The organism is Dawidia cretensis (assembly GCF_018598175.1).
Taxonomy (GTDB): domain Bacteria; phylum Bacteroidota; class Bacteroidia; order Cytophagales; family Cyclobacteriaceae; genus Ohtaekwangia; species Ohtaekwangia cretensis.
The window spans coordinates 1-263 of the sequence record NZ_JAHESE010000206.1; the positions used below are offsets into that span (position 1 = coordinate 1).

A 263-nucleotide genomic window follows, 5' to 3' on the forward strand; every position below is an offset into this window, starting at 1 on the left:
GATAGAGCCATTTCATTTCGGCTATGCCGTCGCGGGCGCCGTCTTCCAGGCTGTAGTACTGCTCATCTTTTTCTTCGTCCGTGACCAGCTTCAGCTCGGGCGCGCCGTTGATCGAGCGCAGGTTGATGTAGCAGCGGCGCTGTACTTTGAATTGCAGCTTTTGCTTCATGACCGGATACTCTTGTCGCAGGTTGTGGATGATGGGATCGAAGAATTCGATCAACGACGTAATCAGCCTTTCCTCTTCCTCGCAGATGTAGTAG

The 263-nt window shown here is 52.9% G+C and carries 1 protein-coding gene; it reads right to left on the reverse strand.

The window, feature by feature from the left end:
- The coding region (locus tag KK062_RS30375) for a hypothetical protein (RefSeq protein ID WP_254088129.1) at window positions 1-263 on the reverse strand (263 nt) is incomplete at both ends.